We start from the raw sequence: 25817 nt of genomic DNA, 5'->3' as shown, positions 1-25817 counted from the left end.
AAATACTCGATTCCCGAGCCAGATCATCCGGGAAGAACGACGCACAAGGATGTGCACCGTTGGAACAGACCGCTCGACAACGCGCTGACGCCGCACTCGTGGCGGGACTGCTCGCCCTCGCCGGAGTCCTTCTGGCGATCCCGACACTTCTTCGGCCAGATTTGCGTCACTGGGACGAGGCCTGGTACGCCCAGATGGCGCGAGAAACGCTCGCCTCGGGGGACTGGCTGACGATTCGTTGGAATCGAGCCCCCTTTTTCCACAAACCCCCGCTCGGTCTCTGGCCAACGATGGTGCTGTTTCACACCGTTGGCGAATCACCACTCACCGCTCGGCTCTTCTCCGCCGTGTGCGGCCTTGGGACGGTCGTTCTACTCGGCAGCTTCGTCACCTGGAAGGCTGGGAAACGAGCGGGGCTCCTCGCCGGCACCCTGCTTCTGGGAACGCCCGAGTTCTTCGGCTACGTCAATCAGGGCCAGCTCGACGGACCGCTCACGCTCGTCATCACGGCACAACTGATCTGCTTCTGGGAGGGGCTATCCCAGCCGAAGTGGCATTGGGCGCGGGGCCCACTCTTCGGCGTCGGCCTCCTCATCAAGGGCTCGGCCGCGGCGCTGGCGCTCGTGGTCGAGATCGCAACCCTCCTCGTCCTGCGCGATACGCGTCCCCTGCGACGTCCTTCGTTCTGGCTCGCGGTCCCCATCGGGCTTCTGATCGCGCTGCCGTGGCATCTCCAGCAACTTCTCGCCCACGGACCCCGCTTTGTCGAGGAGTACGGCGGCCAGCACCTTTGGCAGTTCTTCGCGAATATCTATCCGGAACGAGCCAGCCAGCCGCCCGAGTTCGATTACTACCTCATGTTCCTCTTGGAGAAACGGATCCCGTGGGGATGGGGCATCGTGTTCGCGGTAGTGATCGGCGGAGTCCTTCTCCTGCGGCGGCCCCATCGCCTGCTGGCATTCGCCTGGGCGTGGACTTTCGCGATTCCCGTGTCGCTTTCGCTCGCGACGACTAAATGGAACTGGTACCTCGTGCCGATGTATCCCGGAGCGGCAATGCTGATCGCGCTCTCGCTCGTTCACGCTCCGTTTTGGAAGAGGTACTCCGTCGCCTTTCTCACGATCGGCGTTGGACTTCTCGTCTTTAGCCAGGGGCAGTTCTGGACACGGCCCCTCGCCCGCGATGGCGAACCGGAAACTCGTCGGCTGGCGTCGCTGATCCAGGAGCACATTCACCCACAGGCCCCGATCACGGTCTATCAGGGCGAGGATGGCCGAAGAGCGGTCTACCCGGTCGCGACGCTGTACTATGGGCGTCGGCTGACACAGACAGTTCACCGCATGGAACAGCTCGAATCGACGAGTCGGCACTCGGCCGGCCCATTCCATCTGCTCCTAGACGAGTCCTATCTCGAATCGTTCATCGTGGCGGGATCGCAACCGGTCGACGGCATGGGTTTCGACGTCGTGCCGGTTGCCAAGGAAGGGAGAATCTATTTCTGCCGCGTGCAGCCACGCGCGGAAGTGGCGAAGAGCGCGCCCCCATCGAGCCGTCGCTAGAGAGATCTGTTGCAACTTGACGTTCGTGCTGGTGTCGTCCCAGCGTCTTTGGCACTGACTGACAAGCGGCCAGTGGCTCCCGAGTATGTTCATAGACCAGCGCAAGAGCGGCACCCTCGAACGAGGGCACCGTCTGCTTGATCGGTGATGGACTAAAGAACGAGGCTTTCGAGGACGAGCCGAAGTTTGCGGACTTCGATCTCGATGTCGAGTCCCTCGGCAAGATCCTTCTCGATCTTGACGCAAAGGGCGCCACGATAGCGATAGCGATGCAGCGCCGAGATCAACCGACCGTACTCGACCTCGCCCCGCCCTACCTTGATTTGAAGCTGATCGCGACCGCGACCACTATCGCGCAGTTGGACGTGACGGACGAAGGGGAAGATCTCCTCGTAGTCCTTCCCCTGGTGCGGTCCACTGATGTAGTAGCCCGGATCGAGACAGACGCCGAGTCCCTGTACCCGGTTGCAAAGCTCGATCGCGACTTCGGGCAATTCGGTCAGGGTCCCGATCGTGTTGTTGACGGCAAGCAACGTGCCATGACGCGAACAGATCTTCTCGAGAGCCGTGAGCCGCTCGACTTCCTGTTCGATGGGAGTTCCCGTAGCGGCGGCTTCGACCGAGACGACGGGGGACTGCAACTGCTTGGCCAGATGGGCAACTTCATCGATCCGTTCTCCAAGATCGCTGGCCATCGGATCGATGCGGGTCGTCACCGCACAGACGTTGATTTGCGGCCCTTGGCGAATCTTGCGAATCACCGCGGCACTGTCGCTCATCACCTCGTCGATATTGAGGTGGGGTCCATGATCGGCGATGACGAGCTCGACCCGACCGAACTCCATCCCCGCGATATGACGGAGCGCCTGCTCAAGAGGCTCATCCGTAAAGCACAGTGTCGAACACGCGACGTCCATCCCGACTTCTCCCGATTGAATTGGTCCGCCGAAGGGCGCCGTCAAAGCTCCGAGCGAGCGAGGCGCCACGCCAAGGGGCCTCCTATAGTCGGGAGCTCCCTAAACTGGTAGAGCAATCCCGCAAAGAAAGATGCCACAGGGTGGGCCAACTTCGTGAAGGAATGGTACCGTCGGTGTGCGCGCTCCCTCGTTCAACGGATAGACTCTCCGCTGCTCCCGCTTCACGTTTCGGTGCTCCCCCTTGGCCAAGCGGGAGTTAGTGGGGGTCATCTTTAGAGAGAGTCATGAGAACCGACCCCCCTCTTTCCCCCCTTGGACAAGGGGGAATGAAAGAAGGCTGCCCCTTGGGCAACTAGAGAAATCGCTGGGAAGATCGTTGAGTGAGTAAAGTCTTGGCAGGATGCCGTGTGGGAGGAGCCTTCCCTCAACCGATTGGGAGGGAAGGGCCTAGATCACTGGGAAGTAGCGCCGGCAGGCTTGGGAAGAAGTCCATCGTCGCCCTCTACTCTTCACTCGGGTCGTCGAGCTGGGAGTGCTGATCGAGCAAGGCCTCGAGCGCGGCCCGAAACCGCTCGGGAGTGTCGTAGTTCCCTTCGGCGATCTGTCGTCGAACGCGGAAGATGAGCTGACGACGCTCTTCCGGCAAGCGGTGCAATTCTTTAGCAAACTGAAGCGTCATCGAGTCGTTCTTCACCGGTGTCAATCGTGAGGTCAGTGGACGAACCGTCAGGGCGTTCTCCAAGGACTCGGAGAAAGGGTTGCCAGGCAATGAGCGATGTTTGCCGAACCGATCAAAGTGTACCATTTTTGTTCCGTCGTGCTCGCTTATTCTCGTCGCTGTCGCTTCGTCGACCGATCCGTCGTGGACTTCCGAGGTAGGCGTCCAATCCCATCTCACCGATTTGGGCACATGGCGTGCCACTTACCTAGCCTTCCTATCGTCGGCCAAGGGGTGTCAACTTGCGGACACTTCTCGCATCGGGGAGACGGTATTGGATCCTTTTGCTCGGTCAGCCTACGGAACGCTCACGCACGCACTTACCCGCTCTTTGTGACCACCAGTAACAGCGGTTCAACGCGGAGCATCAGACACGTCCGCCGCGATGAGAACAACCCTCAGTGCCGGTTGACCCGGCAACCTATTTCCCAGAGCCCACCATCACGAGGTTGACTCTCCCAATCTTTTCAGAACGAGTTAGAGCATGAGCCGTGCCAAAGAACACAAATGGAAGTCGATTCATTGCAATCACCACGGAGACATCACGCTTCTGCAAGGAGATCACGCAAAGAATCGGACTTTGGGTCGACGTTGCCGGAACTTTCAGGTCGCATAAGCAAGAGCACGGGGGACGCGGAAGTTGTAGAAGCGTTTCACTTGAGGAAATCTTTGCAGGCTCGCCCTCAGCGAGCCAATCGCGAGCCTGGAGTAGTTCGGACAAAGGGGAAAGAACGTGGCAAGCAAGCGGATCCTGATGGTAGTGGGTGACTTCGTCGAAGACCTCGAGGCGATGGTCCCCTTCCAAGTCCTCACCATGGTCGGCCATCACGTCGATGCCGTCTGCCCAAACAAGAGAAAGGGTGATCACGTCAAGACGGCGGTGCACGACTTCGACGGCGATCAAACCTACCTCGAGCGCCGCGGCCACAACTTCGCGATCAACGCCGACTTCGACTCGATCCATGTCGAGGACTATGACGCGTTGGTCCTCCCCGGCGGCCGAGCGCCCGAGTACCTCCGGCTCGACGAGAAGGTCCGGCAAGCTGTCCGACACTTCGCCACCAGCGACAAGCCGATCGCCGCGCTTTGTCACGGTCCCCAGTTGCTGACGGCGTCCGGCTGCCTGGAGGGTCGCTCCTGCACCGCCTATCCCGCGGTGGGCCCGGAGATCACGATGGCGGGAGGGAAGTACGTCGAGGTCCCCATCGACGGCGTCCACGTCGACGGCTCGTTGGTGACCGCCCCCGCGTGGCCCGCTCACCCGGCTTGGCTCAGCGCGTTTCTCAAGCTACTCGGTTCGCAGATCGTGGCGTAACGTCCACTCCAAGTGCGAAGGATGGGGGCGCGGAACGGGGACCTCGGCGCCCCGATGCAGATAATCACGAAATCTTCACAACAGGCCCTCGCGGAAGATCCGGTGCGGTCCCACTCCCGGAGAGGGTCGTCATCCGCGGCTTATCCGCGACCGGCGGGATGATCAATTCAACGGAGTCCTTCTCGACTTGTGGGCCCCCCTGTGCATCGTTTGGCCGTGAACGCCGAGAATCCATGTCCCAAACGACGCTCGACCAATCAGTCGCGCACTTGATGGTCGTCCGGGAACCTGGCCCAATTCCCGCGCGAGGATTGATCTTCGCCAACCCTTCCTCGCCTGACCGCGTAGCAACAAGTGCGAAAGAGCGCCCGTCTGGCGCTTCCTTGGAATCCACGCGACGATCGGATCGACGTTCAGGGATCCCTTTCGCTATCAATGCAGAAGATTTGCGGATGACCGACCGCGGCACTCCGTGGTTTTCGTCCACTCCCCAGGAGGTGACGAGACCCCCTCTCGCCGAGTGCCGCCAAGTGAGTCGGACGGCGCGGATCGCACGGCAGCCGATGCACCATGTCCAAGGAACCGACCATGGATTCGAAAGCTTCTCGCTTCTCCCAGGATGATCGCCCGGTCCGCCTCCACACACCGCTCGGCAAGGACACGCTCTTGCTGACGAGCTTCCAAGGGAGTGAAGCGGTCTCGGATCTCTACGAGTTCCAGGTCGAAGCCGTGGCTCCGCGCGACACCGTGATCGACTTCGAGGAGCTCATCGGCCAGGACGTGACCATCGAGTTTCCCCAGTCGGACGACGAGCACGGCTCGCCGGGGCCGACGCGGTTCTTTCACGGTATGGTGCGTGCGATGGCCGAGACCGAGCGCGATCCCGTCTTCGCTCGCTACGTGCTCGACCTCGCGCCGCGCCATTGGTTGCTCACTCAGAATGTGCAGTGCCGCGTCTTTCAGCGTAAGAGTGTTCCGGAGATGGTGGGCGAGGTGCTTGATGGGTTCGAGGTACAGTGGCGACTGAAGCGCGAGTACCTCCCGTACAACCACTGCTTCCAGTACTGCGAGTCCGACTTCAATTTCATCAGCCGCCTGCTGGAAGAGGAAGGCATCCACTACTACTTCGAGCACGACGCCGTCGGCCATCGGCTGGTCCTCGCCGACGCCTCGGATGCGGCTCCGGATCTTCCCGATGGTGCCCAACTGCGCTACGATCACGTCCGTGGGGGAGTGCGCAACGAGGCGCGGATCTGGCAGTGGCACAAACACCAGTCGATCCGAGCCAGCCGGTTTCGCATGGCCGACCACTCGTTCGAGATGCACCCGGAAGTCGATATCACCGGGACCGACCAAATGCGGGATGCGGCCCTTGCCGGGCAGGTTCAGCACAACTTCCAGCTCGCGTCGCGGGTGAGCAGTCGGAACCTCGAGATCTTCGAGTATCCGAGTCGGTTCGCTCATCGCGTCGACAGCGTGGGACGCGACGGGGAAGACAACTCCTCGAGCATTCCCCTTCTCTACCGGCACAACAAGCGAGCCGCGAAGCACCGGAGCGAGCAGGAGGCCATTCGCGCGCTGCGGATCGGGGCCAGCTCCAATGACGCCCACGTTCGCCCCGGCTATCGTTTTCTCCTCGAAGGTCACGATCACGCCGACGGTGCCTACTTCATCTCACGGGTCGAGCACTCGGTCCGGCTATCGGAATACACCAGCGGTGAGCAATCGGCACACGGCTACGTCAACCGCATGCAGTGCCTGCCGCTGGAGGTCCCCTATCGTCCCTTGCCCCTCACGCCGCGTCCGGTCATGAAGGGCTCGCAGACCGCGACGGTGGTCGGCCCCGCCAACGAGGAGATCTTCACCGACAAATACGGGCGCGTGAAAGTGAAGTTTCACTGGGATCGCTCGGATCACAAGAACCCCGAGTGCTCCTGCTGGGTGCGGGTCTCGCAAGCGTGGGCCGGGGAGAACTACGGGATGATCACCATCCCCCGCATCGGTCAGGAAGTGGTCATCGACTTCCTCGAGGGCGACCCCGATCGTCCGATCGTGATCGGATCGGTCTTCAATGCCTACCACATGCCTCCCTCCTCCGTGCCGGGCGAGCGAACGCGCACCATGCTCAAGAGCCACACCTACCGTGGCAAGAGCGACGAGTTCAGCGGCCTGATGATGGAGGACAAGCCTGGCAAGGAACAGGTCCGTTTCCGCTCGCAAAAGGACTTGCTCATCGAGGCCAAGGAGAATCAGACCTACACGGTTCCGAAGACGCAACAGCGATTCATCGGTGATGCTGACTTCGAGATTGTCGGCGGCATTCCCTTTGTCACGAACTACGCCATCGGCGACGACGGCGGTGGCGGCGGAAGCAGTCAGGGCTCCGGGGGCAGCTCATCGAGTTCCGGTTCCGGCGAAGGGGGATCGCTTAGGAGACCCACGGTCGTCGAGGAAACACCCGCAGACACCGTCGAGGAAGGTTCGGCGGACGTGGTCGAGGAGAACTCGGCGGACGTCGACGAAGAGATGACCTCCGGCGGCGGCGGTGGCGACGAGTCGGTGGCCGCCGACGAGTGGAAAGGCATCACGGTCAAAGCCCCCGTCTGCGGCTTTCAACACAGCCAGGTCTATGGATCGAAAGTCGACGGCGTGGTTGGGGCGAAGATCGGCTATCAGCTCTTCTCGAAGATCGACGTGACGACCGATCCCTTCATCTTCGTCGCGTCGGCCTTTGGTGGCGCCACGCCGGTGATGAAGATGCTCTCCGGACTCACCGCCGGACTTCTGGGAAAAGTCGACTTCATCTACGGAAACGAGAACAAGTACCACTACGGTCCCAAAGTCGAGATCCAGCGCGATCACAAACTCAATTTCAAGATCGAGAAAGGTGGCGGGCTGGCGATGTCGGGGGGAGCCGGTGTCGCGATGGTGTTGCACAATCTCACGATCATCTTGACGCACATTTTCGCGGGGACGGGAGTTCCCGCCCTTACGAAGACCGGGCAATTCGCGTCGGGCGGACTGGCGACGCTCTTCGGGTGGATCCTGTTCCAATTGGAAATCGGTTCCGAGTACGGACTCGAGGCCCTTTCACACGCGAAGAAGATCAAAGAGGCGACGGCCAACGCGACCCTCGCCTTCCCCGACGACCAGGAGGCGGCGAAGAGGGAGGCCGACAAGGCCATCAAGAAAATCAAGGACGCGGCTTATCTCGGCGACGCCGCCATCGCCGCCCTCATCTTCCTCGGGTTCTTTGCGACGACCGCGGCGCTCATGACAACGGCGACCCAACTAAACAGCAGCAGCGACGGCGACTCCAATGATGACAGCTCCGGCGGCGACGATGGCGGCGGCGACACCGGCGAAGACGACAACTCGGGCAGCGGAGCGGGACTCGCGAGTGCCGAGGACTACTTCTCCCATCACCGCATCGACGGTGAACACTCGGTCTGGGCCGACTCGATCCGCATGGTTAGCGACGGCGATGACGGGTTCTCCGTCACCGCGGACAAGGGCATCCATCTCCACGGCGACGACGGCGTCCTGGTCGCGAGCAACACCGAGGCACGGGTCTACAGCAAGAAGGTGATGCTTAACTGCGGTCTCACCGGCGATATCACCCTCACGACGGGCGACAAAGCGGCCCCGACCTCGATGAAGCTCAACAAGACGGGATTCGAATGGGCGGCAATGGCCGGAGCGGTCAAGATCGCCGCCACGACAACCAGCATCACGCTGCAGGCCGGGGTCAACAAGATCGAGATCGGACCCGCCGGGATCAACCTCTCCGCCGGAGCCTCGACCCTCAGTCTGGGAACCGCTTCGGCCGCGCTTTCGGGCCCGGCGACCTCGGTTTCGGGCAAGGCATCATTGAGTCTGGGAGCACCGTCGGTCAGCGTCGGGGCAAGTTAGTCCCCCGTCCCCTGTCAACGGACCAGCGGGTCTCTACAACGCCCGTGGTAAGGATCAACGAAGCGTCAGCATTCCAACAGAGGGCTCGGATGACGACTTCTCCCGCGAGCGATGTCGATCAACTTGGACCAGCCTTCTTGCCGGCCGATCGACTCGAAGATCTAGAACTCGGTGGCGACGCGAAAGAGTTGGCGAAGAACGCCGAAACCGCGGAAGCGTTGCTCGACACGCTCGCGTCACGACAACTCGTCGCCGACGCGGTCGCGTTGCTGAGTCAAACCTTGCCCATTCGCCGCGCCGTCTGGTGGGGCTGTCTGGCGGCATGGCATCCTGAGATCGAGCGTCCCCCCCAGGGCGCCAACGCCGTGGCGCTCCGCGCCGCGTTGGCCTGGGTCAAACATCCAACCGGGCCCAACCGTCTCGCGGCCGAACGATGCGCGCAGAAAGTCGATCCCGCCTCGGCGATCGGCGCTTGCGTCAAAGCCGCCTCCCTGGCCGGTCATTGCGAGGGCGACGACGAGCCATTCGCGCCGCTCGAGATTCGCTTGACCGCTCGTCTCATCGAAGCGGCGGTTCTCCTCGCCTTCGAACGGGCATCGACCCGAGGTACCGAGACCGGGGCGATGGAGCTTATCGAGATGGGTCGACAAGTACGCGACGGAGCACTCACTTGGAACGTCGACGACGCGAGTTGACGACCAGTAACCACCCTTAGAACGGATTCGCAAGCTAGGAGTTCCGCAGTGAAAACCCCAGATGGCCGCCCGATGATTGACGTCATCAAGCTCCACGCGGATTCGAAGGCCTACCATCGGGAGATGCTCCAATCGTTAGACAACATCACCGACCCGAACTTTCGACGCGAAGTCGCCAAACTTGTCGACGAGTACGGCCGTAACTCCGACGAGTTCCTCGATGTCGTCAAACGCGAAGTCGAGTCGATCAAACAGAATGTCGCCGAAGCGAACGCGATGAACGAAGAGAGTCTGGCGCAGATTCGCCAACTCCAGCAAGCCGCCAAGGAAGCTCCGCCGGCGCCCGAGACGCCCGAGATCGCCGTCGATTCCAACTTTCCGCGACGCGTACGCGACAGCCTCTTGGCCTGGTACGGGACCGAAGCGCCCGCGACGGTAGCGCCCAACCGAAGCGACATCTTCGCCTTCGAGGACTGGGCGCGCACCAGCATGGTTGGTGGCCCCATCTCCACCGCGACCACCAACGACGATGCCGAAACGACACCACAACCGCCCGCCGCCAACACCGTCGCGCCCTTGTTTTCGCAGATGACGCGCCGGACGTCGTCGAGTCATGTCTGGATGTCGGACAACGCGGTCAATGGGTCGTCGATCATCTACACCAACAACTCGGCGACGGACGAGAGCAACGGCAATCGTGGAGCGTCCGAACCGGCGCCGCCCATCGATCACGCCCCGGCGTTCGATCCGACGCGCAGCGCCACCTGGTCGGTTTGGTTCCACCGCGCCGACGGGCCCACTCCGGGGACGCCCACAGGCGACCAAACAGGTTACGAGCAAACCAAGGATTCCGGCACTTGGGATGACTTCCTCGGCTAGTACCCCGTTGACTGAGTGTCTCGATTGGTTGGTTCATTGCCCAAAAAACCCTTGGGTGCCATGCCCAGGGACGAACGTGGGCATGCGGAGAACGCCTGAGATTGGGCAATCTTCCGCACAACTTGAGCGCCGAGATTTGATGCGACGAACTTGCCAATCAGGACATTGGCAATTCGTTGATCTAAACGGCTAAGTCGAAAACGAGCACCGCTGGCCGAGATCAAGGAGAGGAAACCCAGGCGAATCCGTCGATTCGTCGAGTCTCTCAGGCGCCGAGATTGATCGAGAGCGCTGTTCATCGCCGGCGACGATTGGATCAACGGACGGCCAACAGATTCAGCCCGACACGAACACTGGGAACACGACGATGAGGACCGAAGCGACGCCGAGTTTGGAGATGGAGCGTCTCTTCGCCGCTGGCCTTCTCTTCCAACGGCGCGTCACCGAGGACCAGTTGCGTGACGTCCTGACCGACCGCTCCAATGACGGCGACCACTCGCTCATCGACTTGATGGTGGATAACCGCATCGTTTCCGAGGAGGACTGGCAAAACTTTCGCGACTCGCTTCGTCGCCGGATCCTGAGCGATTCTGGAACCCCTCAGTCCGAAGCGACCGACATCCACAAGCTGCTCAATCTCGCGGTCGGCAAGATCGTCGATCAAGTCACCGATTTCGACGTCAAAGCCTTCCTCACCGAAGGCAAATTGCCCGGAAACTCCGAGATCGGCCAACACTTCGACGCCACCGTCTCCTACGAGTTGATTCGCGAGTTCGCCTCCGGTGGGCTCGGCAGCATCTGGCTCGTTCGCGAGGATCAGATCCAGCGCGATCTCGCTCTGAAGCGGATGCGGCCCGAAGTCGCGTGTCACCCCGAATTGCGGCGACGATTTCTCCGCGAAGCCCGCATCACCGGCGAGCTCGATCACCCGAACATCGTGACGGTTCACGTCCTCGGGCACCAGGGCAACGAACCCTTCTACACCATGCGTCTGCTCAAAGGGCGGACGTTGGCCGAAGTCATCCAGGATCAGCCCCGAACGCGCAAGGGCATCCCGCGAAAGCTTCGCGATCTCAACCGGTTGCTCAGCATCTTTCGCGATGTCTGCAACGCGGTCGCGTACGCGCATTCGCAGAGCACGATCCACCGCGATCTGAAACCCTCCAACGTGATGGTCGGAGACTACGGGGAGGTCTCCTTGCTCGATTGGGGACTGGCCAAACGCCTTGATGAGCACGAACACGTCCTCCCCACATCCTCGGTCACCGAACCCTCGTCCCTGGAGCTGACGATCAGCGGAACGATCGTCGGAAGTCCCTCGCACATGTCGCCCGAGCAGGCCTCCGGCCAGATCGAGCTCTTGGGCCCCGCCGTCGACGTCTACGGGTTGGGGGCCATTCTCTACTCCATTCTCACAGGACGCGATCCGCATCAACGCATGGGAGGGGAATCGGCTGAGTCGATGATCTCACGGATTCGGAACACCCCTCCGCCGCCGCCGCGAAAGATCAACCCCGCGGCCCCTCCGGGACTCGAGGCGATTTGTCTGCGAGCGATGGCGATGCGACCGAGCGATCGCTACCCGAGCGTGACCGCCCTGATGGAAGACATCGACTTGTGGCTCGGGGACGAACCGATCTCCGTCTATCGCGAGTCGTTCACCAAGCGGGTGGCGCGTTGGAGCGTCCGGCGACGCTGGCTTTCGCAGTTCATCGGCGTCTTTTTCGTCGCGCTGGCGATCACCGCCGCCACGCTATCGACCTACTACTGGGTCGCGACCAACGCCCTGGTGGAGCGGGAGTTGAGGGAACTGCGCGACACGACCAATTACGTCAGCATGTCGCTGCAACGAAACATCGACATCTGCGTGCAGGATACCCGCGTCGTCAGCGAGTTCCCGGTCCTTCAGTTCCTGATCAAGGCGCGACAGAAGCAGGACGTCAAGCAACAACGACAGTGGACCGACTTGCTCGCCTCGTCCCTGCGCAACATCGTTCGGGTCTACGAAATCTACGTCGAGGGACTGATTGTGACCCGCGAAGGCGAGAACATCGTGACCTTGAGCACCCGCGTCTCGGGCGACGATCATCCCAGGATCGACGTGTCTCCCGCCAAGGTCGCCGACGAGGAGATGGAGCGACTTCGACCCGCCTTCACCTTGCCGCCCGATGGAGTCTTCGTGTCGCGTCCCTACATCGAATCGTCCGTCGGGATGCGCGATCGCAGGTCGAGCGTGGTGATGGACTTTCTGGCCGCCGTTCGCGAGCAGGATCATCCGCGTCCCTACGGAGCCACCGCGCTGAAGGTCTCGTTCGCGAAGATGGTCAATTGGGACGATCTCGGCCCACAGGGACCGCTGAGCGCGACGGTCTACATTGCCGACGAGACCGGTCACTACCTCGCTCATCCCGATCCACTCAGGTCCTTGGGAGCCACCAACGACGGGGAGGGAAGCCTGATGCAAGAGGAGTTCCCCCCGCTGTCCCCCCTCTTCGAGAGAGGCAACGACCGGGACTCGATCTTCATTCGTCCTCCCGAGTCGGGCGACGAGGTGATCTATGCCAGCAAGCTTCACTACGCTCCCGGGGATCACAACCGCTACTTCGTGATCGGCATGGCGATGCCCTACCACGAAGTCCTCTCCGCCCCGGTCCGGAACTCGCGATTCATCGCGCCGATCACGCTTGGTGCCACCGCGTTGCTCATCGTCCTGGGACTCGTCTTCGCCCAGACGGTCGCCCGAGCCGCGCACCGCCAATAGCGATCGCTCTCCTCGAGGAGAGTGATGAATTCGTAGCGGGTCCGTACGCCCACCACTACAGTGGGTTGCCCGACTGCCATTCGGCGGTCATCCGCCGCCATCGCCGTCGCCCTCCTCGAGGAATCGCGATGGTGGCGTGGTCGGAAGGTCGATGACCTCGACCGCATCAATGGCTCAGCACGAGGATCGTGACACGGGAGAAGATTGATGAAAGTGGCCATCACCGGCGCCTCCGGACTGATCGGAACCCGACTGACCCAACGCCTCGAGCAATCCGGCCACGAGGTCTTGGCGATATCCCGGTCGGCTGGCGACGAAAGCGTCCTGCGCTGGGATCCCGCCAAGGGCGAGATCGACGCCCAAGGTCTCCAAGGGGTCGACGCCGTGATCAATCTCGCGGGGGAAAACATCGCCTCCCGCTGGACCGACGCGAAGAAGCGAGCGATTCGCGAGAGTCGCGTCGACGGTACCTCGCTGATCGCCCGGACCATCGCGGCTCTGGACCCGAAGCCCTCGGTGCTCGTTTCGGCCTCGGCGATCGGCTACTACGGTGATCGCGGCGACGAGGTGATGACGGAGCAGAGCGCCGCGGGAGACGGATTCCTACCCGACGTCTGCGTCGCGTGGGAAGAGGCGGCCGACCCGGCGCGAGATGCCGGCATCCGCGTCGTGCACCCTCGCATCGGCGTCGTGCTCAGCCCCGACGGCGGAGCCCTCGCGCAGATGCTCACTCCCTTCAAGCTCGGAGGCGGGGGAAAACTCGGGTCGGGCAACCAGTACTTCAGTTGGATCACGATCGACGACGTGGTCGGCGTCCTGGAACACTGCCTCAACCACGATCAGTGCGATGGCCCGCTCAATGCGGTGTCCCCCAATCCCGTCACGAACAAGGTGTTCACCAAGACACTCGGCAAGGTGCTCGGTCGGCCGACCGTCATCCCGATGCCGGCATTCGCCGCCAGAATGGCTTTCGGCGAGATGGCCGATGCCCTGCTCTTGGCGAGTACGCGGGTCGTCCCCAATCGGGCATCGGAATCGGGCTTCACCTTCGGGTATCCCGATCTGGAAGAGGGACTGCGGCACTTACTCAAGACCTAGCAGTCTGCCGAAGTGGGTGGACCAAGTCCCAGGCGTAGGGTGCCATGCCCATGCTCGTCGTGGGCACGCGGGAAACGCCTTTGATTCGGCAAGCTCCCGCAAGATCTGAGCCCAGACTTCACGGGACGAGTTTGCCAATCCGGACACTTGTGCTCTGCTCCAACTTGAAGTCGGTGCTCTTGCAACCCCACCCTTTCTCTCTTGCATTTAAGCAGCCAGTGGCACCCGAACACCTCGATGGACCAATGCACTCGCAGTCCGTCGATTTAAGCGGGCCAAGGCGAGAACGTTCAAGGGCGGCCAAGATCAAGGAGGAGAAACGCAGGCGATTCCGTAGATTCGTCGAGGTTTTTCAACGCCGAGATTGGTCAAGAGAGCCGTTCGCGGCCGGCATCGAATAGATCAACGGGCTGCGAGTCTATTCAAGAGAGAGCCCTCGCCGCTCACGGTCGATAGCGTTCGACAGTGATGTCGCGACGGCGTTTGAGGGTCCGGGCAACATGCTCCCGATCCGCCCGATTCGAGTAGCCGGCCAGATGCACAATCATCTCGATCTGTTCATCGTGGAATCGGGCGATCCGCCGCGCCGCCCAGCGACGATCCTCGGGCGTGACGTCGAGCAGACCGATGTTCTCGTAAAAGGGCCGCCAACGATCGGGATCGTAGCGTTCGGAGAACGTTCCCACCGCCGGACTCACCACGGCATAGGGGGCTTCCCAGGGAACCTTCCGCCATCCCCGGTCGTAGAGGGGCTGCGTGAACTGATCGTAGACGCTGAAGAGCTTGGTCCAACCGAGCCGGGCCGGCTGAGGCCGGAAGGTGAAACTGCCCAGCGACGCCCCGAAATCGAGCACGTAGTGCCGGATCACCCCTGACTCGTTGATCGTCAGTCCCGTATTCTGTTCGGTCTGGTCGACGTTGTTGATCCAGCCGGCGAAGAGTTGCAGCGCCCTCACGGCCCGGCGATCGCGAAACGGCCCCGCGCGCCATCCTCCCTCGAAGTCGTCCAGCGCGATCGTCGCGACGGCACGGCGACCATCGTAGAGATCGTCCCCGGTCCCCTCGACGGTGATGATCGTGGTCGTCGGAACGTAGAACCCGGCGATCCGCATCAGCGTCGAACCGATGTATTCCGCCGAGGTCGTCATCTCCGGACAACACGGCGGGTCGAAGACGAGAATGTAGGTTCGTCCTTCTTCGTCCTCGGCCCACGCCCCTTCGGACGTTCCGCTCGACTTCACCTTGGTGATGGTGAGCTTACCCCGTGGGCGAGCCTCTTCGGCTTCCCTCACCAGCCGCTCGGGGGTGTAACTTTCAATATGAGTGTTGGTGAAGAAACTCGAGTGCAGCACGCGGTCGCTCTTGGGGGAGACATCGCGGGCGACGTTCCCATTCCCGGAAACGCGGCGGAACAGCCTTCGCGGGTTGGCCTTGGCGAGCGGGACGCGCCAGTACTCGTTGAACAGCATCATGCGGGGAAAGTCGTCGTTGGCGGGTCCACGCACAAAGAACGATTCGACATCAACCGCCGCGGCCCGAAGCTCGGCTCCAGCGGCGGTTTCTCCCTCACGGTGCCTTGACAACCGATCGTCGAGCCAACGCTCGAAGACTTGGCGCTGCTCGGCCGACACCTCTCGAGGGCCCGCGGAGAGATGACGTTCCCTTCCAAAGACGGACGAGCCGTCGAGGTCGGGCAATGGGTTCGGCTCTCCGGAGACCAGCAGGAGAACCAACGCCAGGAGCTGCGTGCTGAGTGTCATGCCGCGACCCTCCTCTCGTTCTCGGCTTCCCCTTCTGCCCCGTCGGTCGCCAACTCGGGGAGGTCAATCCTTTCGGGTTGTCCCGAGCCGGCGCGGTCGACCTCATGATCGAGTGCACGCCGAAGCGACCCGACCGCCCCCAACCACGCGAGGAGCGAGAGAGCGATCGTGCCGGCAAGCACGCTCTCGCCGAGAGGTTCCACGAGGAGACTCGTCCCCATCAGAAAGAGGCCCGCGAGCAAGAGCCCGTAGCGTCCGAAGACGCCCTCCGCCGTCGCCTTGACGGGTCGGACCCAGTTCGTCGGCAGCGGCGTGTAGAGCAATTCCTGGCAACTACGGTACAGGCTGTGCGAGAGAATGCTGTCCACCAGCTTCGTCAGGGCGGCGAGAGCCAGCCCAGGCATCGCCATGTTGAGAATCGTCAACAACCCGAGGGTGGCGGGACTGGCGAAGAGGCCTCCGAAAGGACTCACACGCCGCAACAGCCACGGGGTCACGATCACTTGGACCATCAACGTCAAGAGACCGACCAGCAGATAGAAGCCGCCGAAGAATGACGTCAACTCGGTCACCGCTCCGCCGAACTGCCGATCGGCCTGGATCTTGTAGTGAAAGTCGACCAACGTCGTACTGAAGACCATCAGCAGCGCGACCCAGCCGAATCGTTGGGTCAATCGGCGGCGAAGCTGCGAGCGTGACGTCCGCCGCTCCGCTGACGTCACCTGGTCGGGCACCGGAAACGGAGCCTCGTTCCAACCGTGGGACGACTTCGTCATCTCGTCGCGGAGTCGCCGACTCTTCGATCGGAAGATCGCCAAGAGTGCCGCTTGACACGGGATCAGTAGGGCGATGACACCAATCGCGCGTCCCGGTTGTGCCGATACGACAAACGTCGTGATCGTCCCCCCGACCACGCTTCCCGCGATCCCCCCGGTGGCGACGAGCACGTAGAGTCGTCGCGCCTGCCCGTAGGCGAAGATGCTGTTGACGCCCGCCCAGAACTGAATCGTCGTCAACAACGCGAAGCACTCGACGCAAAGATAGAGAAGCCCGCAAAAGAGCGATGATTCGGCGACGTCGTGAACCTGCATCCCGCCGAGGAACACGACGCCCCCCAAGAGGGAGATCCCCAGCGTCGTCATCGCCAGACGAAACGTACTCCAGGAACGCGCCAGCCGTTCGGTCATCGCCACCAGTCCGGCCACGCCCAATGCGACCAGAATGTAGGCGCACGCCAACCCGGCGCGATCGAATTTGGAGAGAAAATGAGCGGCCGCAACCGAGCGTCCCACGACCACGGTCACGATCAGCAAGCAGAGCTGAGACCATAGCACCAACGTGACCGACCAGTCGATCGGGGGCGCGTCCCCCGCCCGGCGGAAGGGAACGGTTCTCGCGAATGTCTTCGCGTCTTCCGACAAGCGGCCAACTCCTCACGCGGACCAACCATGGCCACGGCGTCCACGACGTCATCCCCTGGGGAAAGTCGTCGTGTCTCTTAAAGGCGCGGATTTTTCCACCGATAGCTCGCCGGATAGACCAAAAGCGACCAACTGCGTCAATCCGAATGAAACCGGGAAACATAGACAACCAAGTAAAGAAACCTGTCTCCCCTCGGAGGTCTCTCCCGCGAGGCGCGGCGATCGCGGGCGATGGCGTCCAACCTGAGCCTGACCATGCATCTAACGATTTTGGGCACGAGGGATAGCTGGCACGTCACCCAGCTTTGCCATGCCGCCGACGACGCCGGGTTCGACCTCGAAGTCCGTCCGTTCCGTTCTCTAACGGCGACCTTCCACCCCCATGGCCTCTTCACCCAAGGCAGCCCAACGAACCTGCTCGAAACGGACGCCGTGCTCGTTCGCCACCTTCCCCCAGGGTCGCTCGAACAAGTCGTCTTTCGCATGGATGCTCTCCATCGACTCGAGGGGTTGGGGATTCCGGTCATCAATCCCCCTCGGGCCATCGAAGCGTGCGTCGATAAGCATCTCTCGACCGTCCGCCTGCTGGAGGCACAGCTTCCCATTCCCAGAACCGTCGTCTGCGAGACCTCGCGTTCGGCGTTGGAAGCCTTTGAGGAACTCCAAGGCGATGTGGTCGTCAAGCCCCTCTTCGGCTCGGAGGGACGAGGCGTGATTCGCGTCAGCCGTCGCTCCGACGCGAAAGAGCTATTCGACGAACTCGAGGCGCGCGACGCGGTCCTTCATCTCCAGGAGTATGTTCGCCATCAGGGATTCGACGTGCGCGCCCTCGTCATCGGGGAGCGGGTGATCGCCTCGATGCGCCGTTGGGCGACCGGCGAAGACTTCCGGACCAATGTCGCGTGCGGCGGCCGCGGCGAGCCCTACCCTCTCTCCGAGACGGAGGAGCGACTGGCCATCGCGGCGACGAGAGCGATCGGAGCTCGCCAAGGAGGTGTCGACCTCATCACCGATGAGCGTGGTCGCACCGTCGTCCTCGAGGTGAACTCGAACCCCGGATTCAAGAAGCTCGTCGAGGTCACGGGCGTCGAGGTGGCAAGAGCGGTTATCGAGGACGTCCGCGAGAGCATCGTCGGCGGTGGGATGAACCAAGGCTCCCAACGTCCAACGCCTCCGGGGCGGTAGCATGCCCTTCCACCGGCGGAAACCGATCGACCGGAACTCTCTCTTTGGGAAGGTTTTGCATTCATCGCCCTCGCCTCGTCGCTCGAAGGTGGGCAAAGGCTGAATCTTGAACTAAAATTGACTAATCTCAACACTGGGGCGACCGATGTGGGGCTTCGTCTCAAGAGCCGATCGTCGGCCCGTGGCACAGCGAGTTGGTGGGGGGCAAGGAGGGAAGCCAAGACCGTCAAGGTCTTGGCGCCCATGGCTCAAGGCGAATCCGCTGGACTCGTCGATGCGGAACGACAGATTTCCGCGCCAACGGAGCCAGCCGAAACCAGAGCCGACGTCTGAGACGGAGCCGAGTCTCCCCGAGCAACACAAGGACCAAAGCGATCGCTGACTCATCCATGAAAAAGAAGAAGGCCGCGAAGAGCGCGGACTCGTGCGTGACAGAGCGTCGCGAAGGGGAGGATCGCCGCAAGCAGGACGTCCCCGTCGCGGTCGACCGGCGCAAGGGTGAACGGCGTCGTCAGATCGACCCGACGACGTGCGAACGCGACTATGGCAATGACGAGGTCGAGTTCATGAAGGCGATGGACGAGTACAAGCGCGAGTTCGCTCGTCCCTTCCCCACGTGGAGCGAGGTTCTGGAAGTCGCCCACGCCCTCGGCTACCGCAAAGTGGCCGATCCGGTCAGCATCGCCTCGATCCGCTACAAGAACAAACCGAATCCCAACGCGGACGAGGATGCCTCTCAAGACGCGGACTAGGCTCCGTCAAGATCTTCCTTTCGAGTGTCACTGGCTGCTTGCCAGCCAGTGACAACAAGTCGTGTGGTCGTGCGACTGGCAACCCGAAGTGAGACGTTTGACAGCGTGCTAGTCGTCGCCATCGACGTAGTGAACCGCGATCCGCTCGATGTCCATCAAGTCGTGCTGCTCGCACTTCTCATGGAATGCGACGATCCCGCGCACGTCACCGTGTAGCGTGCCGTGGGCGGTCGATTCGTAGGGATGCGTCGGCGAGTAGAGTTCGACTTTCTCCGCGGTCGGATCGACCCGCTCCTTCACCTCATAACCCGTCAGGATGATCCCCTCGGGGATATTCTGGACGAGCTCCTCGAGTTGCTCGGCATGGCCGCGATTGTAGCAGCGGTAGCGAAACGCGAACGAGGCCGACTTGATCAGTCGTTCCTTGGCGATGGAGAGCCGCAGCGTCTCCTCGATCTTGCCGAAGTCGCGTTTGAGCTCGGGGAAGAGACGGTCGGGCACGATCAAGTGCGTGTAGTGATGAAGGCCGACCCATTCGCTGAATCGCTCGCCAAGCGACTCGCCAACAATGTCTTGTTCACCCGCGAACATGATCTCGCCGCTCGCGAGTCCCCGTCCCACCAAGTACCCGGCGATGAATCCCTTGACCATCGCCGTCGGTCCTTCGACGACCACTTCGTGATAGGTATCCGCCATGCTGGGCCTCACATCAGGAACAGGAAGGTCATCAGGACAAAAATCGGGACCAACAACGGGAGCGAGTACTTGCCGATGTAGGAGAAGAAATCGGGCATCTTGATCCCCGCTTCCTCGGCGATCGACTTGACCATGAAGTTGGGAGCGTTGCCAATGTAGGTATTGGCTCCCATGAACACGGCCCCCATCGCTATCCCCAGTAGGAAGTCGTTGTGCTCGGAAATCAAGAGCGGAACGGCACTCCCTTCCGACATCCCCGGATAGAAGCGGCCGAGCGCCGTGTTAAAGAAAGTCAGGTAAGTCGGGGCGTTGTCGAGGAAGCTCGAAAGAACGCCAGTCACCCAGAAGTAGTTCGCCGGCGTTTGGACGTTGGCAATCAGCGGTGCCAGAGCCCCGTTCTTGCCCGCGGCGAGGATCTCCAGCGCTGGGACGATCGTCATAAAGATGCCGGCGAACAGGATGGCGACCTCATTGATCGGGAACCACGTGAAGCCGTTGGCTTGGCGGAGTTCCTTGGAGGTCAGCAGCAACGAAAGGATCGCCGCGGTCACCAGAATTAAATCGCGCGCGATATTCTGAATCGGGACTTCGACCCCGTGTAGTTCCAGTTCCGCGGTCGCCGAGTCGAGAGGTTGGGCGGGAATCACCGAGGCGACTTGCATGCCCGAGAGTTCGGTTTCCGCCTCTCCTTCCGCGTCCTGGTTCTTGGTGGGCTCCGCCTTGGTTTCGCCGTGGGGCTTGCCGCTTTCATCCTTGGCCTGGAACTCGTGGTCGGCGGTATTCCCCTCCCCGTGGTGTTCCTCCGCCTCGCCGCCATGATGTTCCTCGTCGTGGTGCTCGACGGGATCGAGAATGACGAGCTCTCCGTCGTGGACTTCCAACGCCCCGTAATCGAGATCGATGTGGGTCGGCTTCCAGTAACCGCTGAGCAGGACGCCGCCGAGGATGGCGCCGAGCAGGATGAAGTTCTGCTTGCCCGCAATACGCAGCGGCTTGGGATCGCGCGGAGCCATCTTCGCTTCCGCTGGTTCCTTGCGGTACCAGAACGTATCGATGGCGAAGTACATCACCAAGAGGGTCGCGCTGGCGACTAAGAGTGGACTGAAGAGGTTCGTCAGCGTCCAGAAGAAAGGAACTTTGTGGAGGAACCCGAGAAAGAGCGGCGGATCGCCAAGCGGCGTCAACGCGCCCCCGATGTTGCTCACCAGGAAGATGAAAAAGACGATGGTGTGGATCTTGTAGCGGCGCGACTCGTTGGCTCGCAAGAGGGGCCGAATCAGAAGCATGGAAGCTCCCGTCGTACCAATCCACGAGGCCAACGCCGTGCCGACCAGGATGATCAGCGTGTTGGTGATTGGGCGACCGACCAACGTCCCGGAGATGAGGATTCCACCCGAGACGACGAAGAGCGATCCGACAAGAATGACGAACGGCACGTAGTCCAGCGCGTAGATGTGGACGATGTCGACAACCGCCTCATAGCCGTAGACCATGACGAAGGGAACGGCGAGTAGCGCGGCCCATCCGAACGAGATCTTCCCGAAGTGATGATGCCAAAAATGGGGGGCAAAGAGAGGGCCGAAACCGATCGAGAGGAGCATCCCCGCAAACGGCAAGGTCCAAATCAGCGATAGTTCCTCACCCATTGGCCATGGCCTTTCTGATGCGGGCTTTGCAAGCGTGACCGGGTGTCACCGATGGCCATCGGCCAGCGAGAGGTCACCGAGACGGGCGCTGTTGGCCAGCGCCCATGTTGAGTGTATTTGTGGCGCCTACTAGGTGCAACTAGACGCGAGGAGCGGTTCGAGAGGAAATCGTGGGTAGGTGGATCGGTGGGAGGACGTCGAGCGTCCCCGGAGGAAAGGATGCAGAAACGGGGTCGGTGCCATTCAATCGGCTTGCCGGGACGAGAGGCTCGACGACGGCCGCTCGAGGAGCTGGCCCATCGCTTCGCCCGCCAAGGTCCCCCGTCAGGCGGCTCGGCGGAGCTGCTTTGAAGCGGGCGCGACCTCGTTCGGATCGATCATTGTCGAGGCCAACTGCTCCATTTCGTCGCGTAGGCGGCCGATCGTCTCGAGATACTCGCTCCGTTCCCCCCTCCAACGCCGCGCGCCGGCCAGGAGTTCCTCGTGCGCCTGCCGCAGCGAGGCCGCGTACTGACGTAGTCGTCCGCGCAGATGGGCGTTCTCCCGCCCAAGCGTTTCAAACGTCCGCCGTTCGCCGGCTAGGCGGCTCCATTCCGCCTCCAGCCGCTCGACGATGATCGCCAGGGAGTTGCGTCGCGTCGCGGCGAACTGTTTCGCGAGCGTGGTTTCGCAGTCCAGCCGCTTTCGCAACCGCTCGACGCCTTGTCGCCCTCGGGGATCCTCGAACAACCTCGCCCGCAGTTCTTCCGCTTCGATCCGCTCCTGGAGCGCCCGACGATGTTGCCGCTGCGTCTCCGCCGCCAGCCGGGCCATGTGCGATTCCAGACGGGCCAATTGCCCCAAGCGGTGCTCGCACGACTTGGTCTCTTCCGCCAACAGGGTTCGCTGCTGCTCGAGCTGGCGGAGCATCACCGCATGTTCCTGTCGCAACTGGTTGCGATGACGCTCGACGTCGAGTCGCTGGTGGCGAAGCTCGAGATCGGAGTGGCGTCTCCTCTCCTCCCAAGCCGTCATCTCGTTGAGAAGCCGTGCCCGGCGGCCGGCGAGATCGAACACCCGGCGGTTGAGCTCGATCCCCCGCAACTGGAGTTGGTGCTTTCGGTCGTCCAACTCCCGACGCAGCTCGGTTTCGAGTGCCTGGGAACGGTCCTCGAGAGCCTCCCGCAACCGTCGCGACAGATCGGCGACGATGGCCTCTTCGGACGCTTGGGCGCCGAGATGTGCCTCGACGTCGCGCATCTTCTCGACGATCGACTCCGACTCCGCACAAAAGTGCTCGATCGTCAGCGTCACCTCCTCGAGCCCGCCGGCGACGCTATCGAGGGTTTGCGTCTCCTCTCGCAGGGACAGCTCCCGCGATGCCGCCCGGTCCTCCCGTTCGCGAAGCTCGCGCCGCTCGCTGGCAAGCTCCTCCATTTGCCGCCGCGCCTGCTCGAGCACGTCGCCAGCGTTTTTTCCCGACGCCACGGTGAGGTCTTTGCGAAGATCGTCGATCGTCCGTTTCTGGTAGGTGATCGTCAGTTCGTTTCGCTGAACCTCCTCGGCGGTCTGGGCAAGCTCGGCCCGCTTCACTTCGCCACGGCTCGCGAGGGCCCGTAGCAGCTGGCCGGAAGCCTCTCGCTCCGTTTCGGCGATGATCGCACGTCGCTCCACGAGCCCCATGCGCCGCTGGGCCTCAAGTTCCTGGACTTCCGCCCGGTCGCGGCTCTGGCGAGCGCTCTCGAACATGCCGGCGATGAGTACCTTCGCCTTCTCCTGGTCCTTGTGGACCTTCCGTTCGAACTCCCGCAACGACTCGTGCTTGAACGAGGCCTCCTTGAGGGCGGCTTCCGCGAACTGCCGATCGCGCTCGGCGCGCCGCTGACGCCGACGGAGTCGTTCCTCAAGGCGGAGCGACCGCTTTAGGGCGGTTCGCTCGGATCGTTCACGGGCTTCATCCGCCCGGGCGAGCCGCTCCGGTTGCTCCAGTCGTTGCGATTCCCAGGCGTTTCGTTCCTCGAGGAGCAACTTGCGCTCGGCCTCGACTTGTCGCTGCCAGCGCTCGCGTTCGGAGAGGTGCGCCGCTCGCTCGGTCGCCAAACGGACCTGGGCTTGGGTCAGTTCGCGGGCGAGCTTCTGCCGGAGACGTGTCCACTCTTGACGGGCCTGTCGCAAACGCCGTTCCTCGTCCGCGTTCTCTTGCTTCCGTCGCGCCATCTCCTCCTCGAACGCTTGGCGGCGCCGAGCGAGGGAGTTCTTCTCCTTGCGAATCGACAGGGTGTCGCGTTCGAATCGCTCGGTCAGCTTCGTGACGTAGCGAACGACGCGGGCGGTTTCGGCATCGACTTGGATCGTCACGGCGAAGGTGTGCCCCGCAATCTTGAGTTCTTGACCCTCTTGCAACAGCAAGCGGTCGAACGGTTGCTCGTCGAGGGTGAGTTCGGCCACGGGGGAGAGTCGGCGAATCGCCCACCCCTCTTCTTCCTGACGCACGCCCGCGTGGAATGGAGCGACTCCGGCGCCGGCAAGTTGGAGATCACACGAAGGATCGCGACCCATCATCACCCCATCGGCCAGTGGAAACTGCGTTCCCGTGGCGACATCGACGAGTGTCGGTCTCGGTTCGGGGACGGCGGCGCCGCGCTCGGTGATGGGTCGCTTGGGGTGCCTTGGAGCACCTCGACCGCCAGCACTCATGGTGTCACATCCTCGGTTTCGCCCCACCGGGCGAACTTGCGGTTCTGTTCGTGGTCAGTGAAAGAGATCGGCTGGGTTGCTAAATTGCATCCAGAGGATCTGGCACCCAAGCACGGATACCCGCGAGCGCGCCCGACCGGGAAAGCGGTTCGCCGGACCGTGTCGATTGCGCAAGACGCGTCAACCGGCCAAGAGGTGCCCTCTGTGCGCACCGACGGCGAGAGAACCTTCGGCTCGTCGAGGATTTCGGCTAATCGTGGCCCGATCAGTGATCATTCGCCCACTATTCGGTTCCCGTACCTGCTTGTCAGAATGACTCAGACGCGGTCGCGACCGCGCGATTGCGGGCGAAGAGGCATCGCGAGAACGATGTCGGTGGAGTCGCCTCGCTCAAGTGAGCGACTTGACCCACCCCGTGACCCGATGTCGCGAGAACAACCAGCTTTCCCGCAAAGGAACCCATTGATGACGGCTCCGAGAGCAACGCTCAACGCCCGCGCCCACGCTATCGCCCAACAGCTCGTCGAGGACGCGACCGCCGCGAAGGTCAACATCGAAACAATCGGAAAGGCCACCGTCGTCGATTGCGGCGTCGCCACCGTCGGCAGCTTGAAAGCCGGCCATGCTCTCGCCGAGGCCTGCATCGGCGGCATGGGCCGCATCGCGTTTGGCATGGACCGCCTCGGCTCGCGTCCCTGCGGAAAGATCACCGTCGAGGTCGACGAGCCGGTCGCCGCCTGTCTCCTCTCGCAATACGCCGGTTGGGAGCTATCGCTCGGTGACTACTTCGCGATGACCTCGGGGCCGATGCGGATCAGGCGGGGAAAAGAACCACTCTTCGAGAAGATCAAGTACACCGAAACGACCCGTGTCGCCGTCGGCGTGCTGGAGTCGTCCAAACTACCGACCGAAGAGGTCATCAAGCACATCTGCGACGAGATCAACATCCTGCCCGCGAGTCTCATTCTGCTCGTCGCCCGAACCGCGAGCATCGCCGGAAGCTACCAAGTCGTCGCTCGCTCGGTCGAAACGTGCATGCACAAGCTCTTTGAGCTGCAATTCCCCAATCGGATCGTCGCCGCGAGCGGCACGGCGTTTCTGCCGCCGATTCCCAAAGATGACCTGACCGCGATCGGACGTACCAACGACAGCATTCTTTACGGCGGCGAAGTCGTCATGTGGGTGGAGGGCGACGATGAGCCGATCGAACGGCTCGGACCGCTCGTCCCTTCGTGCGCGTCGTCGGATTACGGGGAACCTTTCGCGTCGATTTTCGAACGTGCCGGGCGCGACTTCTACCAGATCGATGCGAATCTCTTCAGCCCCGCGTCGGTCCTGTTCAACAATGTCCAAACCGGTTCGAGCTACCACTTCGGCAACATCGACGAAACGTTGCTGGAACGTTCCTTCTTCGAACTGTGACGATCATGAACGCATCATCAACGAGCACCTCGCAACGGCATCGCTTCCTCGTTCTCGGCATGGGACTCGCGATCGGCGGTCTCGTGGGATGGATGTGGGACGGGCCCGGGATCGGACTGCTAGGCGCGGTCGCGGGAGGAATTCTCGGCTGGGCCATCCTGAAGAGCGCTCTTGCCGAGGCCCTCGCGGGCGCGGTCAAGGGAGCCCTCTTCCTTACCCTGGTCGGGCCGCTCGCCGACTGGCTGATCAACGGCAGTTCCTTCACCGCCCGCTTGCCACTCGCGGTTGTCGTCGGGATCCTTGTCGGGGCAACCCTGGGAGTGCGCAACGCCCGCAAACGCAAGATCGACGCCGCCCCCGCCGAGCAGCCCTCCGCCGATTAGCGCTCGATCGCAACTTGACGTT

18 protein-coding genes are annotated in these 25817 nt (G+C 62.2%); 11 read left to right on the top strand and 7 right to left on the bottom strand.

Features of this window, described 5'->3' with window-relative positions:
- The first annotated feature begins 59 nt into the window (after positions 1 to 59).
- Positions 60 to 1559 carry an ArnT family glycosyltransferase gene (locus tag Pan216_RS08420; protein WP_145257470.1) on the top strand — a complete coding sequence of 500 codons (1500 nt, stop codon included), beginning with the start codon at positions 60 to 62 and terminating at the stop codon, positions 1557 to 1559.
- Between the two features lie 152 nt (positions 1560 to 1711).
- Here the strand turns inward: Pan216_RS08420 and Pan216_RS08415 are convergent, their stop codons facing one another.
- Positions 1712 to 2476 carry a sugar phosphate isomerase/epimerase family protein gene (locus tag Pan216_RS08415; RefSeq protein WP_145257468.1) on the bottom strand — a complete coding sequence of 255 codons (765 nt, stop codon included), beginning with the start codon at positions 2474 to 2476 and terminating at the stop codon, positions 1712 to 1714.
- 502 nt (positions 2477 to 2978) lie between these two features.
- Entirely contained in the window at positions 2979 to 3155 is a 177-nt protein-coding gene (locus Pan216_RS28125) for a hypothetical protein (RefSeq protein ID WP_419193410.1), read from the bottom strand.
- A 772-nt stretch (positions 3156 to 3927) separates the two neighbouring features.
- Here Pan216_RS28125 and Pan216_RS08410 point away from each other — a divergent pair.
- The 6 genes from Pan216_RS08410 to Pan216_RS08385 all read left to right on the top strand — a co-directional run bounded on the left by Pan216_RS08410 (position 3928) and on the right by Pan216_RS08385 (position 13854).
- Entirely contained in the window at positions 3928 to 4509 is a 582-nt protein-coding gene (locus Pan216_RS08410; protein WP_145257465.1) for a DJ-1/PfpI family protein, read from the top strand.
- A gap of 588 nt (positions 4510 to 5097) precedes the next feature.
- Complete coding sequence (locus Pan216_RS08405; protein WP_419193409.1) at positions 5098 to 8421, top strand: type VI secretion system Vgr family protein; 3324 nt, start codon at positions 5098 to 5100, stop codon at positions 8419 to 8421.
- 89 nt (positions 8422 to 8510) lie between these two features.
- Complete coding sequence (locus Pan216_RS08400; protein ID WP_145257459.1) at positions 8511 to 9116, top strand: DUF6931 family protein; 606 nt, start codon at positions 8511 to 8513, stop codon at positions 9114 to 9116.
- Positions 9117 to 9164: 48 nt separating this feature from the next.
- Complete coding sequence (locus tag Pan216_RS08395; protein WP_145257456.1) at positions 9165 to 9995, top strand: hypothetical protein; 831 nt, start codon at positions 9165 to 9167, stop codon at positions 9993 to 9995.
- A gap of 367 nt (positions 9996 to 10362) precedes the next feature.
- On the top strand, positions 10363 to 12756 hold the full coding sequence (locus tag Pan216_RS08390) for a serine/threonine-protein kinase (protein WP_145257453.1): 2394 nt from the start codon (positions 10363 to 10365) through the stop codon (positions 12754 to 12756).
- 207 nt (positions 12757 to 12963) lie between these two features.
- A complete protein-coding gene (locus Pan216_RS08385; RefSeq protein WP_145257451.1) occupies positions 12964 to 13854 on the top strand; it encodes a TIGR01777 family oxidoreductase in 891 nt (296 codons plus the stop codon).
- A gap of 443 nt (positions 13855 to 14297) precedes the next feature.
- Here the strand turns inward: Pan216_RS08385 and Pan216_RS08380 are convergent, their stop codons facing one another.
- Both Pan216_RS08380 and Pan216_RS08375 read right to left on the bottom strand, forming a co-directional pair.
- Positions 14298 to 15614, bottom strand: a complete 1317-nt coding sequence (locus Pan216_RS08380) for a hypothetical protein (protein ID WP_145257449.1) — start codon at positions 15612 to 15614, stop codon at positions 14298 to 14300.
- A complete protein-coding gene (locus Pan216_RS08375) occupies positions 15611 to 17035 on the bottom strand; it encodes a hypothetical protein (protein ID WP_145257446.1) in 1425 nt (474 codons plus the stop codon). The genes Pan216_RS08380 and Pan216_RS08375 overlap by 4 nt, the downstream gene beginning before the upstream one ends.
- Before the next feature lie 231 nt (positions 17036 to 17266).
- On the opposite strand from Pan216_RS08375, the gene Pan216_RS08370 reads away from it, so the two are divergent.
- Together Pan216_RS08370 and Pan216_RS28120 are read left to right on the top strand one after the other, a co-directional pair.
- A complete protein-coding gene (locus Pan216_RS08370; protein ID WP_145257443.1) occupies positions 17267 to 18220 on the top strand; it encodes an ATP-grasp domain-containing protein in 954 nt (317 codons plus the stop codon).
- Positions 18221 to 18609: 389 nt separating this feature from the next.
- Positions 18610 to 18972, top strand: coding sequence for a hypothetical protein (locus Pan216_RS28120; protein WP_419193408.1), 363 nt, complete (start codon positions 18610 to 18612; stop codon positions 18970 to 18972).
- Between the two features lie 108 nt (positions 18973 to 19080).
- Here Pan216_RS28120 and Pan216_RS08360 read toward each other — a convergent pair whose 3' ends face one another.
- The 3 genes from Pan216_RS08360 to Pan216_RS08350 all read right to left on the bottom strand — a co-directional run bounded on the left by Pan216_RS08360 (position 19081) and on the right by Pan216_RS08350 (position 23990).
- Positions 19081 to 19668 (bottom strand): hypothetical protein, encoded by a 588-nt coding sequence (locus Pan216_RS08360; RefSeq protein WP_145257440.1) that lies wholly within the window; start codon positions 19666 to 19668, stop codon positions 19081 to 19083.
- An 8-nt stretch (positions 19669 to 19676) separates the two neighbouring features.
- Positions 19677 to 21314, bottom strand: coding sequence for a sodium:proton antiporter (locus Pan216_RS08355; protein WP_145257437.1), 1638 nt, complete (start codon positions 21312 to 21314; stop codon positions 19677 to 19679).
- 324 nt (positions 21315 to 21638) lie between these two features.
- Positions 21639 to 23990: an FHA domain-containing protein gene (locus tag Pan216_RS08350; protein WP_145257433.1), complete on the bottom strand. Its 2352-nt coding sequence runs from the start codon at positions 23988 to 23990 to the stop codon at positions 21639 to 21641.
- Between the two features lie 465 nt (positions 23991 to 24455).
- Between Pan216_RS08350 and mch the strand changes: the two genes are divergently transcribed.
- Together mch and Pan216_RS08340 are read left to right on the top strand one after the other, a co-directional pair.
- Entirely contained in the window at positions 24456 to 25412 is a 957-nt protein-coding gene (gene mch / locus Pan216_RS08345) for a methenyltetrahydromethanopterin cyclohydrolase (protein ID WP_145257430.1), read from the top strand.
- A 5-nt stretch (positions 25413 to 25417) separates the two neighbouring features.
- Positions 25418 to 25795 carry a hypothetical protein gene (locus Pan216_RS08340; protein WP_145257427.1) on the top strand — a complete coding sequence of 126 codons (378 nt, stop codon included), beginning with the start codon at positions 25418 to 25420 and terminating at the stop codon, positions 25793 to 25795.
- The last annotated feature ends 22 nt before the right edge of the window (positions 25796 to 25817 follow it).

Origin of the sequence: Kolteria novifilia, from assembly GCA_007748055.1 — a bacterium.
GTDB lineage: Bacteria > Planctomycetota > Planctomycetia > Kolteriales > Kolteriaceae > Kolteria > Kolteria novifilia.
The sequence above is the reverse complement of the archived record's forward strand: the minus strand, read 5'-3'. Positions and strand labels throughout refer to the sequence as shown.